The following is a 16,176-nucleotide window of genomic DNA, read 5'->3' as shown; positions in this document are numbered from 1 at the left end:
GTCATCCGTTCGGCTGGCTCCCGGGCGACAGCAGCATGCGCACGCGGCCGCCACCCGAGGCCGGGGCCGCGCCGCCGCAATCCTGGCTCTGCAATTGCGCCACGCTGGTTTCCATGTTGATCGTCAACCGGCAACCCGTGGCGACATTGGGGCCTTGCGTCAAAACGACATCGCCGGTCATCACGACGATCTGCGTCTTCATGTCGAAATCGGCGCGGTTGGACGTGGCGACCTGGTCGGCGGACTTGACGTAGACATTGCCTTCCGCCTGAAGGCGGTCGATGTCGCTGGAGTTGCCCGGCATGTTGCCTGCCGCAGCCGGCTGGGCGCCCTCCTGGCCCTCGGCGTTGCGCACATAATGGACGATCAGCCGCGCCGTACGCAGAAGCGTTTCTCCCTGGACGACTTCGACATCCCCCGAGAAGGTGGCCACGGATTGCGCATCGTCGACGTCGAGCTGGTTCGATTCGATCGTTATCGGCTGGTCTCCCTGCACCTGCAGGCCACCGAAGCTGTTGCCGAACCCACCGGCCTGCTGGGCCGCCGCGAGGGAGGGAGCAAGAAGAAGCGCGCCCGTCAGGCAGGCTCGAACAAGGTTATTCATCAAATCTACTCGCCGTTGGCTGCCCGTTGATCGCCGTCCGTCGCCGGGTGCAGCGTCAACTTCACCCTGTCCCCGAAGGTCAACCTGTTTCCACTATTCTGGATTGTGACGTTGCCAGACTGCAAGGTCTGATTGGGCGTTTGGATAATGACCGGTCCGCGTCCTTCGAGCCGACCGTCGTTGAGGACGATGTCGGCGCTCGTCAGCCGGATGGTGACGTCGTTGGACGTACGGACGCTGATATCGTCGTAAAGGCGCAGCGTCTCGGCCTTCGGGTCGTATCTGCCGCTGGCCGCGACGATGTCGGCCGTCGTCTCCGGATCGAGCGTCAGGTTGGCGTTGATGCCCTCGAGGTCCACGGATCCGGTGCGGTCCAGCGCCTGCATGGCGCGGCGCGCCACGACGGTGAAGGGACGGTCGTTCTTGTCCTTGCCGGACATGCGCGGATCTTCCATCACCAGGCGCCCGTCCTGGATGGAGGTTGCCGCGACGGCGATGTCGACGGGTACGGAGCGCGCCAGCCATGTGGCGAACAGGCCCGCGGCCACGATGCCCACCGCGACGATCGGCAGGATCAGGCGCAGCATGCGGACACGGCGCGCGTGGCGATGGGCGCGGCGGAAATCGGCAGCCGAGCGCGCGCCCGCGCCAAGGGCGATCGTGTCGTCGGCGGCTCGCTGCGGCCTCTTGCCTTCCATCGTCTATGTTCCGATCGTGAAACCCGGCAATCACGCACTGTGTCTGCCTGCATCGGCGCGTTACGATGCATATGCGGCTTTTGAGTGATAATTGAAAGGTGTCGCACGGGTTTTTGGACGGCTTGGCAATCTCCCTGCGAAGCGCTATCCCGCCTGCCATCAACAAGTCGGGGTGAGTGGCCATGAGCGCACAGGACTGGATAGACAGGCGCCGCCTGCGCCGCAAGCTCGGCTTCTGGCGCGTCGCGGCCATCCTGCTGCTCGTCGCGGGACTGCTGGCCGTTCCCTTCCTGGCGGCCGGCGGCGCCGATGCCCTGCGCGGTCCCCAGATCGCCTCCGTCGAGGTCTCCGGCGTCATCACCGAGGATGACGAGCGGCTGGCCCTGCTGGAGGACCTCGCCGACAATCCACGCGTGCGCGCCGTGATCCTGAAGGTGAATTCGCCCGGCGGAACGACCGTCGGCGGCGAGACGCTCTATCATGCCGTGCGCCGGCTGGCCGAAGCCAAGCCGGTCGTGGCCGAGATCGGCACGCTGGGTGCCTCGGCCGCCTACATGGTGTCGCTGGGGGCCGACCGGATCGTGGCCCACGATTCGTCCATCGTTGGCTCCATCGGCGTGATCTTCCAGTACGCGGACGCATCGCGCCTCCTGGACACCATCGGGCTGCGCGTCGATGCCGTGCGCTCCGCGCCGCTGAAGGCCGAGCCTTCGCCTTTCGCACCCGCCCCGCCGGAGGCCATAGACATGATCCGGCGGCTTGTGGCCTCGAGCTTCGACTGGTTCGTCGGCCTGGTCGTCGAAAGGCGGCCGCTGGACGAGGCGACCGTGCGCCGCCTGGCCGACGGATCGATCTTCACCGGTCTGCAGGGTCTGCAGAACGGACTTGTCGATGCGCTGGGCGGCGAGGCGGAATCGCGCCGCTGGCTGGAGCAGGAGAAGGGGATAGAGCCGGGCCTGGAGATCGTCGAGCACGAGCCGCAACGCAAGAACCGCTACGGCTTCCTGCGCAGTGCGACCTTTTCGCTCCTGGGGCTTGACCCGGCGGCCTCCAGCCTTCAGGACGCGCTCTTCGGAACGGGCGCTCGCCTTGACGGTCTCCTGTCGCTCTGGCAGCCTCCCACGGGCTGACCATCGCGGGGATGGGTCGTACGGTGCCCCGTGCCGATCGGTTGGCCCTCCGGGCCGGTTCCAACGAGGATTGAAGTTTCGTGATCAAATCCGAACTCGTGCAGATCATCGCAAGCCGGAACCCGCATCTCTACCAGCGGGACGTGGAAACGATCGTCAATGCGATCTTCGACGAGATCACCGATGCGCTGTGCCAGTCCAACCGGGTCGAACTACGCGGTTTCGGGGCATTCTCGGTCAAGAATCGTCCTCCGCGCGCCGGCCGCAACCCGCGCACCGGAGAGGCTGTCGACGTCGAGGAAAAGTGGGTGCCGTTCTTCAAGGCCGGCAAGGAACTGCGCGAGCGGCTCAACGGCGAGTGAGCCTCCGGCGGCGGATTGACGTCGGCATGACGGGCGTTACCTTCCGGCCCAGGGCAGCGCGGGTATGCGCCCGGCCGGCGGATCGATCCAGGGGACCAAGACAGGCATGTTGTCCAAGCTTCTGACATTTCTCATCGGGCTGCCGCTAGCTGCGCTGCTCATCGTCTTTTGCGTGGTCAATCGCCAGCCGACGACGATCAGCCTCGACATTTTCGGGACGACCCCGTCCTTGTCGCTGACGCTGCCGCTGTTCGTGCTGCTGCTCTTGTGCGTCATCATCGGACTGCTGCTCGGCGGCGTCGGCACCTGGCTCACCCAATCGCATTATCGCGCCAAGTCGGCCCGCCGCCGTCGCGAGATCGAGGGCCTCAGGCACGAGGTCGAGGTATCCCAGGAGCGTCTGCGCCGGCTTCGCGAAGAGCGCGACCGGGAGCTTTCCGCAGGGCCGGCGCTTGCCGCCCCGGCCGGCCAGCCCGCCATTGCGGCTTCGCAGCGCTGACCGACGGTCAGACGCTGCCCTCTTCGATACGCGCCTGGAAACGCTGGAAGAAGCGCTCCACCAGCTTGCGGCCCGCCTTGTCGATCCATGCATGGCCGAAATCCGCCAGCTTGCCGCCGGCCGCGGCTTCGGCCCGATAGGCGAGCCGCGTTCCGCCATCGGCGTCGGACAGGCGCACATGTGCAAGCCCGGATGCCGCGCCGGCGATGCCGCGGCCTTCTCCGTTCAGGACGTATTGCTCGGCCGGCACGACGTCCGACAGGCGGATCGTGCCGTGGAAGCGGACCTTGGCGATCGACAGCTTCACGGCCACGGTGGCCTCCAGAAGATCCGGCCCGACCCATTCCAGGCGTTCGCAGGCGTGGATGCAGTCCTTGAGGACGGCAGGGTCGTTGAGGCCCTGCCAGACGCGCTGCCGCTCCAGCGGCAACCATACCTCACCCTCGATCTTCATCGCATACGCTCCACGACATCGGCGTCCCCTTGATAGGGATGGCGGGATGGCGCTTCAAGCAAGAGCCCCGGGGAATTCCGCTGCGGGCAAAAATGCTCTACAGCACCTCACCATGAAGAAATCACGCGACAGACGGGCCGGCGGCTCACCCGGCCGCAAGGCCGAGCGGCACGAGGGCAGGACGAGGCCGCAGGGCGCGCCGCCGCGCGTCCAGGCGCGCCAGCCCCGCCCGCCCGAGCCGGAGGCGGGCCCGCGCCCGAGCGCCGCCGAGAAAGGCGAGGAAGCCCGCGCCGCGCGGCCGCCGCTGCGCTATCCGGAAGGGCCTTTGCCGACACTGTCCATGCCGGTCATACTGACGGTGGAGCCGACCGAAGAATACGCGCTGATCGATTCCGGCAATGGCGAGAAGCTCGAGCGCTACGGACCGCTGACGCTGCGTCGGCCGGAAAATCAGGCCATCTGGCGACCGCGCCTCGGGTCGAGGGCGTGGGACGGCGCCGATGCCGTCTTCACCGGCGACATGGACGAGGAGGGCATGGGCCGCTGGCGCTTCGCGTCGGAAGACCCGGGGGAGAGATGGCCGATGACGCAGGATGGGCTGCCCTATTGGGGCCGCTTCACCTCGTTTCGACATGTCGGGGTCTTTCCCGAGCAGGCGGCGCACTGGCGCTTCGCAACCGATGCGATCGCCCGTGCCGGCCGCCCCGTAAGGCTGTTGAACCTGTTCGGCTATACGGGTGTCGCCTCGCTGCTGGCGGCGCGCGCAGGGGCGGAGGTGACGCATGTCGATGCCTCCCGCAAGGCCATCGGCTGGGCCCGCGAAAACCAGGCCCGCGCCGGTCTGGACGACAGGCCGATCCGCTGGATCTGCGAGGACGCCGTGCGTTATGCCGAGCGCGAGGCGCGCCGCGGCTCGACCTACGATGTCATCCTGCTCGATCCGCCCAAGTTCGGCCGTGGCCCGAAGGGCGAGGTCTGGCAGCTCTTCGAGGACCTGCCCTATCTCCTGTCGCTGATGCGCGCGCTGATGTCGGACGATCCGCTGGCCCTGGTGCTGACGGCCTATTCCATCAGGGCCTCCTTTTATTCCCTCGCCGCCTTGATGGCCGATCATTGCCGGGGCCTCGGCGGGCGGATCGAATCCGGGGAACTCGTCATAAGGGAGGCGGGCGAAGAGCCGCGCCTCCTGTCCACGTCCCTTTACTCCAGATGGGTGGCCGCAGAATGAACGATGGCAGGACAGAGCCGCGCGGGCGTCCGCTTTCCGCGCCGGGCCGGGTCAAGGAGGTCACCAGCGTCTCCAACCCCATCGTCAAGGGAATCCGCAACCTTGCCATGCGCAAGACCCGCGACGAAACGGGCCTGTTCATGGCCGAGGGGCTGAAGCTTGTCTTCGACGCGCTCGAGGCCGGCTGGAAGATCGATACGCTGATCGTGTCGCGCAACCAGTTGGCCGGCAGCCCGCAACTGACGCGGGCCGCCGCACGGACGGTCGCCGCCGGCGCCGACGTGCTGGAGGCATCCGACAAGGTCCTGGCCGCGATTTCGCGCCGCGACAATCCGCAAGCGGCCATCGGCGTGTTCCGCCAGCATCTGGCCGACCTGCCGTCGCTGGAACTCGGCAGGGACGGACTCGTCGTCGCGCTGGACAGGGTGCGCGACCCCGGCAACCTCGGCACCATCCTGCGCACCGCCGATGCGGCGGGCGTGAAGGGCGTCGTCCTGATCGGCGAGACGGTCGATCCGTTCTCGCTGGAGGCGGTACGCGCCACGATGGGCTCCATCTTCTCGGTGCCTGTGGTCCGCATGGGCGAGGCCGCCTTCCTGAAATGGCGCGCCGGCTTCAAGGGCCTGGTCGCCGGCACGCACATGGCCGGCACGGTCGATTACCGCAAGCCGGACTACGCCGCGCGGCCGAGCGTCCTCATGATGGGCAACGAGCAGGCGGGGCTGTCGGATGCGCTGGCCGCCGCCTGCGACGTCCTCGTGCGGATACCGCAGGTCGGCAAGGCGGACAGCCTCAACCTCGCCATCGCGACCGGCCTGATGATCTTCGAGGCGCGGCGGCCTCTCCTGACACTCGGTTCGGATGGATGATGACGTGAAGTTCGTTCTCGGCAACGTGTTCCTGGTCGTCATGGCCATCTTCCTCGACCAGTTCGTCAAGCTGGTCGTGGTCGCGACCATGCCGCTCGGATCGGCCATCCCCATACTGCCCTTCTTCGCGCTCCTTCACGCGCGCAACGAGGGAATCGCCTTCTCGATGTTCTCCAGCCTCAGCGGCTGGACGCTGGCCGCCGCCTCGGGCGTGGTGCTGCTGTTCGTCCTGTGGCTGTGGTGGAATACGCCCCGCAACCGCATGCTGACGCATGTGGCCTTCGCGATGATCTTCGGCGGCGCCGTCGGCAACCTGATCGACCGGGTGACGCTCGGCTATGTCACCGACTATCTCTATTTCCATACCCCGGTCTGGTCCTTCGCGGTGTTCAACCTCGCCGACACGTTCATAACCGTGGGTGCGGCGCTGATCATCCTCGACGAATTCGTGCTGCAACCCCGCAATGCACGGCGCAAGCGCGCGATTGCCGGGGACGGCGAGCGAGAGTAAGCTCTGCCGAAAACACGGCTTGGGGCGCGGTCATCAAAGTTTTGCGATCCATCGCTAGACGAGGATCCGCATTCGCCCGCGTCCTGGCGCGAATGACTGGGGGATACGGATCATGAGCGTCTATCGTGCGGACGGAGGAACCCGCCGGGGGTTCCCGGTCCTTCGACTCCTGCCGAACAGGCTGCGCCGGCCGGGCCCGCCGCATGCCGAGCCGGCGCTCGGCCGGATCGGCGACCTGGAGGTCCGCGTCGCGGCATCCCGGTTGGAGGTGCGGGCCGCGCAGGCATTGCGTTACGAAGTCTTCTACAATCAGGGCGGGGCGAAGCCCTCAGCCCTTCAACGGGTGACGCGCCTCGACAAGGACGGGTTCGACCGGGTCTGCGACCATCTGATCGTGCTGGACAAAAGTCTGCCCGGCAGCACCGCGCAGCAGATCGTGGGCACGTATCGCCTGCTCCGGCAGGAGAGGTTGCCTGTCGGCGGGCGCTTCTACACCGAGCAGGAATTCGAGATCGGGTCGCTCGTCAGGCGCCACCCGCACAAGCGATTCCTGGAACTCGGCCGCTCATGCGTCCTGAAGAACTATCGCGGCAAGCGGACAGTGGAACTGCTCTGGCAGGGTATCTGGGCCTATGTGCTGCGGCACCGGATCGATGTCCTGTTCGGCTGCGCATCCCTGGCCGGAACGGACCCCGCCATCCTGGAGACGTCCCTGTCCTTCCTGCGCGAGACCGCGTCCGCCCCCGACGAATGGCAGGTCAGCGCCCTTCCGCATCGCCACGTCGCCATGGGCGCCAGCCGCTGCCTGGACCCGCGCCGCGCCCTCGGAGGGCTTCCGCCGCTCCTGAAGGGTTATCTCAGGCTGGGCGGCTATATCGGGGATGGCGCGGTGGTGGATGCGCAGTTCGGTACGACGGACGTCCTCGTCATCCTGCCCGTTTCACGGATCAGCGCGCGCTATGTCAGCCATTACGGAGAGGATGCGGGGCGCTTCGCGGCCTAGGCGCTAACCGACGCGAACGATGGAACGCGTGGTCATGTCCACGACGACGGGCCGGCCTTCGTAATAGAAGTAGCCGTAGACCCCGTTGCCGCCTTCGGCCTGATGCACCTCCACCGATTGCGGCACCGAGGCGCCGATGGACGGAGGCGAGGGAAGCCGGGCATCTTCCGTCGGGTGCTGGAGGGCGTAGTCGTAGATCGACGGGGCGGAATCCTGCGCCAGGGAGGCGCCCGTCAGGCAACAGAGGGCGACCAGAGCGAAGCCGAGTTTGCGCACCATTCCAACCATCCCTTCGAACCGACCCGAAACTAGCATCCGCCGCTGAACGCGGCATGAACGCCGCCTGCTCATATCGTGCGTTTGCGCCCGGCTGCAAGAACCCGTCCGTTGATGTGGACGAGGCGCCGCCGCCGCTTCCCACGCCGGAGCTCGGCGGATAGAAGTCCGGCATGAGGCAGAGCGCATTCTTACCCCGGACCTTGCGATGAGCGAAGCGGACACCGCCCCGACGCCCATGATGGCACAGTATCTGGCCATCAAGGAGGCCAATCCGGACTGTCTCCTGTTCTACAGGATGGGCGATTTCTACGAGCTGTTCTTCGATGACGCGGTCAAGGCGGCCGCGGCGCTCGGAATTGCCCTGACGAAGCGCGGCAAGCATCGCGGCGAGGATATCCCGATGGCCGGCGTTCCGGTCGTTTCATCCGAGGATTATCTTCAGCGCCTGATCGGCGAAGGCTTCCGCGTCGCGGTCTGCGAGCAGACCGAAGATCCGGCGGAGGCGAAGAAGCGCGGCTCGAAATCGGTCGTCGCCAGAGAGGTCGTCCGGCTGGTGACGCCGGGCACGATCACCGAGGAAACCCTGCTGGAGCCGGGCCGCCCCAATTACCTTGCAGCCGTCGCGCGGCTGGGCGGCAGCGGGCCCGGCGCCGAGTACGCCATAGCCTGGACGGATCTCTCGACCGGCCATTTCCGCATCGCCGGAACCGACCGCGACAGGCTGGCCACCGATTTATCGGCGCTCGAGCCGAGCGAGCTCATCTATCCCGACCAGCTTGCCAACGAGGCCGAGATCGCGCCGCTGGTGCGCCGCCTGCAACGCGCGGCCCGGGCCGAACCGTCGGTCCTGTTCGACGGTGCGACGGCCGGCGAGCGGCTTTGTCGCTTCTTCGGCGTCTCGACCCTGGCCGGATTCGGCGCGTTCTCGCGGGCCGAGCTTTCGGCCGCTGCTGCGCTGGTGTCCTATCTCGGCAAGACGCAGTTTTCGGCGCGGCCGGCGCTGGAGCGGCCGCGCAAGGTCGCCCCGGGCTCGACCATGCTGATCGACCCGGCGACCCGCGCCAGCCTGGAGTTGACGCGCACCCTGTCGGGCCGCAGGCAGGGCTCCCTGCTCGCCACGATCGACAGGACGCGGACGGGGGCGGGCGCAAGGCTTCTGGCGGCGCGTCTGGCACAGCCGCTGACCGACCCCGCCGCCATCCGCGAGCGGCACGACTCGGTCGGGTTCTTCTGTCGCGAGCCGGCCATCTCCACGGCCCTCAGGCTGACCGTCAAGGGCGCGCCCGATCTGGAGCGCGCGCTGTCCCGCCTGTCGCTGGACCGGGCCGGCCCCCGCGACCTCGGCGCCGTGCGCGAGGCTCTCGACCGGTTCCGCCAGTTGCAGGGCCTGATGGCAGGGGCCGACATGCCCGCCGAACTTGCCGCCGCCCTTGGCGCCATCGCCGCCGTACCGGCCGCGCTGGAGCGACTGCTCTCAGCCATGCTGGCCGACGAACTGCCGTTGCAGAAGCGCGACGGCGGCTTCATCGCAAGCGGGGCGATCGGCCCGCTGGACGACGCCCGCGCCCTGCGCGACGAGTCGCGCCAGTATATCGCGGCGCTGCAGGCGCGCTATATCGAGGAAACCGGCGTCAAAAGCCTGAAGGTCAAGCACAACAACGTGCTCGGCTATTTCATCGAGGTGCCGGAGGCGCAGGGCAAGTCGCTGCTGGGCTCATATGCGGGCTTCACGCACCGCCAGACCATGGCGAACGCAATGCGCTTCGCCACGGTGGAGCTGGCCGATCTGGAAGCCCGCATCGTGGAGGCCGGGTCCACTGCGCTCAAGCTGGAGCTGGAGGCGTTCGACCACCTGCGCGCGGCGGTGCTGGCCGACATGCCGGCGCTGCGGGCCGCGGCCGACGGCGTGGCGGTGCTGGATGTGTCGTCCGCCCTCGCCGATCTGGCGCGCAGCAACGCGTGGGTCCGGCCGGAGGTGGACGATACCCTGTCCTTCTGCATCGAATGCGGCCGCCATCCGGTGGTGGAGGCGGCCCTCAAGGCCGCCGGCGGGGAGGGCTTCGTCGCCAATGACTGCGACCTGTCGCCACCGGCCGGGTCCGGAGGCAAGGGCGGCGCGATCTGGCTTTTGACGGGCCCCAACATGGGCGGCAAGTCCACCTTCCTGCGGCAGAACGCGCTGATGGCGGTTCTGGCCCAGATGGGTGCTTTCGTGCCGGCCACCAAGGCGCGCATCGGCATCGTCGACCGCCTCTTCTCCCGCGTCGGGGCGTCCGACGACCTTGCAGAGGGCCGTTCCACCTTCATGGTGGAGATGGTCGAGACCGCCGCGATCCTGAACCAGGCCGGTCCGCGTACGCTGGTGATCCTGGACGAGATCGGGCGCGGTACGGCAACTTATGACGGGTTGTCCATCGCCTTCGCCGCCGTCGAGCACCTGCACGAGGCCAATCGCTGCCGCGCGCTGTTCGCCACGCATTTCCACGAGCTGACGGCGCTTGCCGCGCGCCTCGGCCGTCTTAGCAACGCGACGATGCGCGTGAAGGAGTGGGAAGGGGAAGTGATCTTCCTGCATGAGGTGAAGCCGGGCGTCGCCGACCGCTCCTACGGCATCCAGGTGGCGCGGCTGGCGGGCCTTCCGGCCGCCGTGGTCGAGCGTGCGCGCCATGTGCTTTCGGAACTGGAGAAGGGCGAGCAAGGCGAGAAGCGGACTGCCTTCGTGGACGACCTGCCCCTGTTTTCCATGCTGGCGAAGCCCGCTCCCGCAGCGGCGTCGGCAAGGACCGAGCCGGTGCTGGAGGCGCTGAAGGCGCTGGATCCGGACGCGATGACGCCACGCCAGGCGATGGATGCCCTGTACGAGTTGAAGCGGCTGGAAGGCTCGGCGGCTTTGCCCCAGGGGCGAAAGGGGCTATAGAGCGCCGTGCGGCCGTTCGGACGCACAAAGGATATCCATGGCCTCCCACGATGCCCGACCCCGCCTCGACGGATCGCATGCTCCGGACCAGCTTCGGATCGCCGAGATCGTCGACGTCGACAGACTGACCGCGGACCTTGCCGCGATCGGCGCGGCGCGGGGGGACAGCCGCCCCGCTTTGCTGCAGCGTCTGCGCCAGGCGAAGGACGATGGGCGCGCCGCGGCCGAGCGCATGCTGTTCGAGGATGGCAGCGGCCTTTTGTGCGCACGGCGCATCAGCCTGCTCCAGGACATCCTGATCCGCGTCATCAGCGAATTCGCACTGGACCATGTCTTCGAGGCGCAGAACCTGTCCGCCGCGGAACGCGTGGGCGTGCTGGCGGTTGGCGGCTACGGGCGCGGCACGCTGGCGCCGGGTTCCGACATCGATCTTCTGTTCCTGCTGCCCTACAAGCAGACGGCGCTGGGAGAGCAGTGCGCCGAATACCTGCTCTATCTGTTGTGGGATCTCGGCTTCAAGGTCGGTCATGCCACCCGGTCGGTCGAGGAATGCATCCGGCTGTCGCAAAGCGACTTCACCATTCGGACGGCGATCCTGGATCGACGACTGATCGTCGGCAACGCGGCGCTTTTCGACGAATTGTCGCAGCGCTACGACAAGGAGATCGTCGCCGGCACCAGCGCCGAATTCATCGCCGCCAAGCTGGCCGAGCGCGATGCCCGCCACGCGCGCTCGGGCGATACGCGCTATCTGGTCGAGCCCAATGTCAAGGAAGGCAAGGGGGGCCTGCGCGACCTGAACACGCTGTTCTGGATCGCCAAGTATCATTACGGCGTCGGCACGCCGGGCGAGCTGGTGACGGCCGGCGTCCTGTCGCGGCGGGAGGGCCGCATATTCGACAAGGCCGAGGATTTCCTCTGGGCCGTCCGCTGCCACATGCACTTCCTGACGGGAAAGGCCGAAGAGCGGCTGTCCTTCGATATCCAGCCCGAGATCGCCGACCGCCTCGGCTACAGCACCCACCCCGGCCTGCGCGAGGTGGAGCGGTTCATGAAGCACTACTTCCTCATCGCCAAGGATGTCGGCGACCTGACCGGCATCCTCTGCGCGGCGCTCGAAGAGGAAAACGCCAAGCCGCCCTCGGGCATGGTCCGCCTGCTGGGCAGCTTGCGCAGCCGCTCCCGGTCGATCCCCGGGACGCTGGCCTTCCAGATCGACAATGGACGCATCAACGTCGCGTCGCGGACGGTCTTCTCCGACGATCCGGTCAACCTGATCCGCATGTTCCGCCTGGCGGCGCGGCATGAACTGGAATACCACCCCGACGCCTTGAAGCTGGTGCGCCGCTCGCTGCGGCTGATCGATGCGGACCTGCGCGAGAACGCCGAGGCCAACAGCCTCTTCGTCGATGTGCTGACCGATCGCATCAACCCCGAGTTGCACTTGCGCCGCATGAGCGAAGCAGGCGTGCTGGGTCGCTTCATCCCCGATTTCGGCCGCATCGTCGCGATGATGCAGTTCAACATGTATCACCACTATACGGTGGACGAGCACCTGTTGCGCTCCATCGACATCCTGTCGCGCATCGAGCGGGGCCTGTATCACGACGAGTTGCCGCTGATCGCCGGCATCATCGGCACGATCAAGGATCGCACGGCACTCTACGTGGCGCTGTTGCTGCACGATATCGCCAAGGGGCGCCCGCAGGACCATTCCATCGCCGGAGCCGCGATCGCGCGCCGCCTGTGCCCGCGCTTCGGGCTCGACGAGCGCGAGACCGAGCTGGTCGAATGGCTGGTGCAGGAGCATCTGACCATGTCCATGGTGGCCCAGCAGCGCGACCTCAACGACCGTAAGACCATCCTCGATTTCGCCGAGAAGGTGCAGTCGCTGGACCGCCTTCGCCTGTTGACCATCCTGACGGTATGCGACATTCGCGCCGTGGGGCCGGGTGTGTGGAACGGCTGGAAGGGCCAGTTGATCCGAACGCTCTACTGGGAGACGGAGCCGGTGCTGACGGGCGGCTTCACGCAGATGTCGCGGTCCAACCGCGTGGCGCTGGCGCGGGGCGAACTGGAGGGCCGGCTTGCCGGATGGCCGGAGGCGGACCGCAAGGCGGCGCTCGAAAGCCATTACGACAATTACTTCCTGACGGTGCCGCTGGACGACCAGGTGCGGCTGGCCGAGTTCATCCACGGCACCGAAAGCGCTTCGCTGGCCACCGACATCCGGACCGACCGCTTCCGCGGCATGACGGAGATCACGGTCATCGCGCCGGACCATCCGCGTCTTCTGTCCATCATCGCGGGCGGCTGCGCCGCCGCCGGAGCCAATATCGCGGACGCGCAGGTGTTCACCATGGTGGACGGGCGCGCCCTGGACATCGTCACCATCAGCCGCGCCTTCCCCGACGACGAGGACGAGTTGCGCCGCGCCGAACGCGTGGTGCGCAATATCAGGGATCTTCTCGGCGGCAAGGAAGCCATGCCCACGATGCTGGCGCGCCGCCGCACGCGCGACCTGTCCACGTTTGCCGTGGCGCCGCAGGTGCGGATCGACAACGCCCTGTCCAACGCGCTCACGGTCATCGAGGTGGAGGGGCTGGACCGGCCCGGATTGCTCAGCGACCTGACGGGCGCGATCTCCGATCTCAACCTCGACATCCGCTCGGCCCATATCTCGACCTATGGCGAGAAGGCGGTGGACGTCTTCTACGTCACCGATCTGATCGGGTTGAAGATCACCGGGGAAAACCGCCTCGAGCGGATCGAGCGGCGGCTGGCCTCCGTGCTAGAGAGCGCCGAGGGAGAGTTGAGCTCGGGGACGGCAAATCGAAACCCGTTGATGTCCGGACTGGCAAGCGCGTGAGCCTCGTATCCAAATTCGCGACGGTGGGCGGCGCGACGCTCGTATCGCGCATCTTCGGCTTTGCGCGCGAGATGATGATGGCGTCCGCTCTCGGCATCGGGCCGGTGGCGGATGCCTTCAACCTGGCGTTCCGCTTTCCCAATCTGTTTCGCCGCTTCTTCGCGGAAGGCGCGCTGAACGCCGCCTTCGTGCCGCTGTTCTCGCGCGCGCTCGAGGAAGAGGGCGAGGCGGGTGCGCGGCGCTTCGCCACCGAGATATTCTCTTCGCTGACGCTGGTGCTGTTCACGCTCACCGTTCCGGCCATCGTCTTCATGCCGTTCCTGGTGCGTACCGTCATCGCGCCCGGCCTCAACCTGTGCATCGACGATGCGGCGGCCGCGCAGGCGCTTAGCTGCGCCGACCGGTTCGACATAACCGTCGCCTTCTCGCGCATCATGTTTCCCTATCTCGCCTCCATGTCGCTGGTGGCCATGGTGAGCGGCATCCTGAACGCCTATCGCCGGTTCTTCGCGGCGGCGGCCGCGCCGGCGCTGCTGAACGTCTTCCTGATCGCCGTCCTCGGCTGGGCGCTCTGGACCGGCCAGACCACGCGTACGCTCGGCTTCGCGATGAGCTGGGGCGTCCTTGCGGCGGGCGTCGCGCAATTCGTCATGGTGGCCGTCGCCATGCGCATGGCCGGTTTCTCGATCGCGCTGCGGCGTCCGCGCTGGACGCCGGGTCTGAAACGGCTGCTGGCGCTGGCGGGCCCGGCGGCGCTGATCGGCGGCATCACGCAGATCAACCTCTTCGTCGGGCAGGCTGTCGCCTCGTTCAAGCCGGGCGCGGTGTCCATCCTCACCTATGCCGACCGCCCCTACCAGCTGCCGCTCGGCATGGTCGGCGTCGCCATCGGCGTCGTTCTCTTGCCGGAGCTGTCGCGCGCCCTGAAGGGGGGGCGCCTGGCGGAAGCCCAGCACACGCAGAACCGCAGCCTGGAGTTTGCGCTGTTCCTGACCCTTCCGGCAGCCGTCGCCCTGTTCATCATTCCCGAGCCGATCGTGCGCGTCATCTATGAACGCGGCGCCTTCGGCCCGGACACGACGGCGGCGGTGGCCGCCGTCCTCGGCATCTATGCCCTGGGCCTGCCTGCCTTCGTGATGATCCGCGTGTTCACGCCCGGCTATTTCGCGCGGGAGGATACGCGCCGGCCGATGCTGGTCACGGTGGCGTCCGCCGTCGCCAACACCGTTCTGTCCGTCGGCCTTTTCTTCGTCATGGAAGAGAAGGGCATAGCGCTCGCCACTACGCTGGCGGGCTGGCTGAACGCGCTTCTGCTGTTTCATGGCCTCTATGCGCGCGGACTCTGGGCCGTCGACCGGCCGCTTCTGCGCCGTTGCCTGATGCTGCTGGTCTCCGCCCTGGCCATGGGCGGACTGCTGGTCTTCTCCATGCCCCTTCTGGACGGCTGGATCGTCGCGTCGGCTGGGCTGCACCGGCAGCTTGCCGGCATCGGCGTGCTGGTACTGATGGCGATGGCCGCCTATTTCGCGCTGTGCCTCGTGACCGGGGGCGCGGACCGACAGATGGTGGGTCGGCTGCTGCGTCTCAAGCGGCCACCGCGCGGCGCTTGATCGCGGCGGCGCGGCGATCCATAAGACGCCCGTCACGAAAGGACGAAGCGTCATGGCGGAATTCACGCAGCGGGTATTTTCAGGCGTCCAGCCGAGCGGCAACCTGCATCTGGGCAACTATCTGGGCGCCGTCCGGCGCTGGGTCGAGTTGCAGGACCGGTATCCGTGTATCTTCTGCGTCGTCGACCTGCATGCGATCACCGTCTACCAGGAACCGAAGGCCCTGGAGCACGCCACCCGCGAGGTTGCAGCCGCCTATATCGCCGCCGGGATCGACGCGAAGAAGCATATCGTCTTCAACCAGAGCCGCGTTCCGGAGCACGCCGAGCTGGCATGGCTGTTCAACTGCGTCGTGCGCCTGGGCTGGCTGAACCGCATGACGCAGTTCAAGGACAAGGCGGGCAAGGACAGGGAGGCGGCTTCGGCCGGGCTCTACGTCTATCCGTCGCTGATGGCGGCCGACATCCTTGCCTATCGCGCCACGCACGTCCCGGTGGGCGAAGACCAGAAGCAGCACCTGGAACTGACGCGCGACATCGCCGCCAAATTCAACCATGATTACGCCGAACGCATCGCCGAGCGCGGCGTCGGCGTGCCGACGACGATCGGCGATGAAACGGTGAATGCCTGGTTTCCGCTGACGGAGCCGTTGATCGATGGCCCGGCGACACGCGTGATGAGCCTGCGCGACGGCACCAAGAAGATGTCGAAATCCGACCCTTCGGATTTGTCGCGCATCAACCTGACCGACGATGCGGAGCAGATCTCGCGCAAGATCCGCAAGGCCAAGACCGATCCGGATGGACTGCCCTCCGAAATTGCCGGGCTGGCGGGTCGGCCCGAAGCCGACAACCTCGTGGGCATCTATGCGGCGCTGGCCGGCAAGAGCCGGCAGGACGTGCTGACCGAGTTCGGCGGACGTCAGTTTTCGGAGTTCAAGCCGGTGCTGGCCGAGCTTGCGGTGGACGTCCTCTCGCCGATCTCCGGGCGCATGCGCGAACTTCTGGCAGATCCGGCCGGTATCGACGCGACTTTGCGGGACGGAGCCGGCCGGGCGCGCGAGATCGCGACCGCAACGATCGCCGAGACGAAGGCGCTGATGGGGCTGATCGACAATTGACATGAAGACGGCGGCTGCCCGCT

15 protein-coding genes are annotated in these 16,176 nt (G+C 67.1%); 11 read left to right on the top strand and 4 right to left on the bottom strand.

Annotated features, from left to right (window positions below; all coding sequences use genetic code 11):
* Position 1: 1 nt before the first annotated feature.
* A complete protein-coding gene (locus NDN16_RS01340; RefSeq protein ID WP_251111820.1) occupies positions 2-604 on the bottom strand; it encodes an LptA/OstA family protein in 603 nt (200 codons plus the stop codon).
* 5 nt (positions 605-609) lie between these two features.
* Entirely contained in the window at positions 610-1,302 is a 693-nt protein-coding gene (gene lptC, locus NDN16_RS01335) for an LPS export ABC transporter periplasmic protein LptC (RefSeq protein ID WP_251111819.1), read from the bottom strand.
* Between the two features lie 182 nt (positions 1,303-1,484).
* Here lptC and sppA point away from each other — a divergent pair, with 182 nt between their 5' ends.
* The 3 genes from sppA (at position 1,485) to NDN16_RS01320 (ending at position 3,293) form a co-directional block, all read left to right on the top strand.
* Positions 1,485-2,432 (top strand): signal peptide peptidase SppA, encoded by a 948-nt coding sequence (sppA, locus tag NDN16_RS01330; RefSeq protein ID WP_251111818.1) that lies wholly within the window; start codon positions 1,485-1,487, stop codon positions 2,430-2,432.
* An 80-nt stretch (positions 2,433-2,512) separates the two neighbouring features.
* Positions 2,513-2,794: an integration host factor subunit beta gene (locus NDN16_RS01325; protein WP_039188343.1), complete on the top strand. Its 282-nt coding sequence runs from the start codon at positions 2,513-2,515 to the stop codon at positions 2,792-2,794.
* A 106-nt stretch (positions 2,795-2,900) separates the two neighbouring features.
* Positions 2,901-3,293, top strand: coding sequence for a lipopolysaccharide assembly protein LapA domain-containing protein (locus NDN16_RS01320; protein ID WP_251111817.1), 393 nt, complete (start codon positions 2,901-2,903; stop codon positions 3,291-3,293).
* Positions 3,294-3,300: 7 nt separating this feature from the next.
* Here NDN16_RS01320 and NDN16_RS01315 read toward each other — a convergent pair whose 3' ends face one another.
* Entirely contained in the window at positions 3,301-3,747 is a 447-nt protein-coding gene (locus NDN16_RS01315) for a CoxG family protein (protein WP_251111816.1), read from the bottom strand.
* Positions 3,748-3,859: 112 nt separating this feature from the next.
* Here NDN16_RS01315 and NDN16_RS01310 point away from each other — a divergent pair, with 112 nt between their 5' ends.
* From NDN16_RS01310 to NDN16_RS01295, 4 genes are all read left to right on the top strand, one after another.
* Positions 3,860-4,975, top strand: coding sequence for a class I SAM-dependent methyltransferase (locus NDN16_RS01310; protein WP_251111815.1), 1,116 nt, complete (start codon positions 3,860-3,862; stop codon positions 4,973-4,975).
* Positions 4,972-5,844 carry a TrmH family RNA methyltransferase gene (locus tag NDN16_RS01305; protein ID WP_251111814.1) on the top strand — a complete coding sequence of 291 codons (873 nt, stop codon included), beginning with the start codon at positions 4,972-4,974 and terminating at the stop codon, positions 5,842-5,844. The genes NDN16_RS01310 and NDN16_RS01305 overlap by 4 nt, the downstream gene beginning before the upstream one ends.
* Before the next feature lie 4 nt (positions 5,845-5,848).
* Positions 5,849-6,355, top strand: coding sequence for a signal peptidase II (gene lspA / locus NDN16_RS01300; protein WP_353050179.1), 507 nt, complete (start codon positions 5,849-5,851; stop codon positions 6,353-6,355).
* Positions 6,356-6,467: 112 nt separating this feature from the next.
* Positions 6,468-7,358, top strand: coding sequence for a GNAT family N-acetyltransferase (locus NDN16_RS01295; protein WP_251111813.1), 891 nt, complete (start codon positions 6,468-6,470; stop codon positions 7,356-7,358).
* A gap of 3 nt (positions 7,359-7,361) precedes the next feature.
* Here the strand turns inward: NDN16_RS01295 and NDN16_RS01290 are convergent, their stop codons facing one another.
* On the bottom strand, positions 7,362-7,637 hold the full coding sequence (locus tag NDN16_RS01290; RefSeq protein ID WP_251111812.1) for a DUF1236 domain-containing protein: 276 nt from the start codon (positions 7,635-7,637) through the stop codon (positions 7,362-7,364).
* 205 nt (positions 7,638-7,842) lie between these two features.
* On the opposite strand from NDN16_RS01290, the gene mutS reads away from it, so the two are divergent.
* From mutS to trpS, 4 genes are read left to right on the top strand one after another with little or no spacing between them, the layout of a single operon-like run.
* A complete protein-coding gene (gene mutS / locus NDN16_RS01285) occupies positions 7,843-10,554 on the top strand; it encodes a DNA mismatch repair protein MutS (protein ID WP_251111811.1) in 2,712 nt (903 codons plus the stop codon).
* Positions 10,555-10,591: 37 nt separating this feature from the next.
* A complete protein-coding gene (locus NDN16_RS01280) occupies positions 10,592-13,423 on the top strand; it encodes a [protein-PII] uridylyltransferase (RefSeq protein WP_251111810.1) in 2,832 nt (943 codons plus the stop codon).
* Entirely contained in the window at positions 13,420-15,033 is a 1,614-nt protein-coding gene (gene murJ, locus NDN16_RS01275; RefSeq protein WP_251111809.1) for a murein biosynthesis integral membrane protein MurJ, read from the top strand. The genes NDN16_RS01280 and murJ overlap by 4 nt, the downstream gene beginning before the upstream one ends.
* Before the next feature lie 52 nt (positions 15,034-15,085).
* Positions 15,086-16,153 (top strand): tryptophan--tRNA ligase, encoded by a 1,068-nt coding sequence (trpS, locus tag NDN16_RS01270; protein ID WP_251111808.1) that lies wholly within the window; start codon positions 15,086-15,088, stop codon positions 16,151-16,153.
* The last annotated feature ends 23 nt before the right edge of the window (positions 16,154-16,176 follow it).

Origin of the sequence: Aureimonas altamirensis, from assembly GCF_023702225.1 — a bacterium.
Lineage (GTDB): Bacteria > Pseudomonadota > Alphaproteobacteria > Rhizobiales > Rhizobiaceae > Aureimonas > Aureimonas altamirensis_B.
The sequence above is the reverse complement of the archived record's forward strand: the minus strand, read 5'-3'. Positions and strand labels throughout refer to the sequence as shown.

Coding starts and splice junctions, on each gene's coding strand:
- lptC (WP_251111819.1), bottom strand. CDS start 1,302: ATGGAAGGCAAGAGGCCGCAGCGAGCCGCCGACGACACGATCGCCCTT.
- NDN16_RS01320 (WP_251111817.1), top strand. CDS start 2,901: ATGTTGTCCAAGCTTCTGACATTTCTCATCGGGCTGCCGCTAGCTGCG.
- NDN16_RS01280 (WP_251111810.1), top strand. CDS start 10,592: ATGGCCTCCCACGATGCCCGACCCCGCCTCGACGGATCGCATGCTCCG.
- NDN16_RS01290 (WP_251111812.1), bottom strand. CDS start 7,637: ATGGTGCGCAAACTCGGCTTCGCTCTGGTCGCCCTCTGTTGCCTGACG.
- mutS (WP_251111811.1), top strand. CDS start 7,843: ATGAGCGAAGCGGACACCGCCCCGACGCCCATGATGGCACAGTATCTG.
- NDN16_RS01340 (WP_251111820.1), bottom strand. CDS start 604: ATGAATAACCTTGTTCGAGCCTGCCTGACGGGCGCGCTTCTTCTTGCT.
- NDN16_RS01310 (WP_251111815.1), top strand. CDS start 3,860: ATGAAGAAATCACGCGACAGACGGGCCGGCGGCTCACCCGGCCGCAAG.
- trpS (WP_251111808.1), top strand. CDS start 15,086: ATGGCGGAATTCACGCAGCGGGTATTTTCAGGCGTCCAGCCGAGCGGC.
- NDN16_RS01295 (WP_251111813.1), top strand. CDS start 6,468: ATGAGCGTCTATCGTGCGGACGGAGGAACCCGCCGGGGGTTCCCGGTC.
- NDN16_RS01315 (WP_251111816.1), bottom strand. CDS start 3,747: ATGAAGATCGAGGGTGAGGTATGGTTGCCGCTGGAGCGGCAGCGCGTC.
- NDN16_RS01305 (WP_251111814.1), top strand. CDS start 4,972: ATGAACGATGGCAGGACAGAGCCGCGCGGGCGTCCGCTTTCCGCGCCG.
- sppA (WP_251111818.1), top strand. CDS start 1,485: ATGAGCGCACAGGACTGGATAGACAGGCGCCGCCTGCGCCGCAAGCTC.